Source organism: Lysinibacillus sp. GbtcB16, assembly GCF_019091145.1.
In the GTDB taxonomy this organism is placed as follows: domain Bacteria; phylum Bacillota; class Bacilli; order Bacillales_A; family Planococcaceae; genus Lysinibacillus; species Lysinibacillus fusiformis.
Map to the genome: position 1 here is coordinate 1 of NZ_JAGXJV010000700.1, position 249 is coordinate 249.

Sequence of the window (249 nt, forward strand, 5' to 3'; positions counted from 1 at the left end):
GGCCATGGGACGTCATCGGTGCCGATGACGTCCCATGGCCGCATGGCACCTGTAACGACCACCGGTTTCTCACTGCGAACCGTCAGATCCAGGAAGTACGCGATCTCTTCCATCGTATCCGTTCCGGTCGTTACGACGGCGCTGTCATAGACCTGAAGCGCTTGATCGACGGTTTGGGAAAGATCGTATAAATCTGCGATCGTGTAGCCGCCTGACCCTTTATTCCCGAATTGGTAGGTCGTCACGTCG

The 249-nt window shown here is 56.2% G+C and carries 1 protein-coding gene; it reads right to left on the bottom strand.

What is annotated here, in order from left to right:
- A partial coding sequence (locus KVT27_RS25645) for an asparaginase domain-containing protein (RefSeq protein WP_217582281.1) occupies window positions 1-249 on the bottom strand: 249 nt, incomplete at both ends.